This window comes from Vibrio sp. 2033 (assembly GCF_033339735.1).
Genome location: NZ_JAWOVC010000531.1, coordinates 333 through 609 on the forward strand (window position 1 = coordinate 333; position 277 = coordinate 609).

1 protein-coding gene is annotated in these 277 nt (G+C 48.7%); it reads left to right on the forward strand.

The features are described from left to right. Positions 1-277 (forward strand): ankyrin repeat domain-containing protein (locus tag R7P74_RS27620; protein WP_318123867.1); only part of this gene is annotated, 277 nt, incomplete at both ends.

Here is a 277-nt window from a genome sequence, read left to right on the forward strand (position 1 = left end):
CGCAACAACGAAAGTTACACCGCGCTAATGGTGGCAGCATATCAGGGTAATAAAGACACGGTACGGTTACTGCTCGACTCTGGAGCGAATGCCTGTTTACAAGACAAGCGTGGTAACACGGCCCTGATGGGGGCGCTGATTAAGCGCGAAATTAGTATAGCGAAAGACTTGTATCAAGCGGAATGTTCGCCCGATTTGCGCAACAAAGCCGGACTCGACTTGAAGACGTTTGCAGAGATTTATGGCCAGTCGGAAGTGTTGAAATCTCTTCAGAATA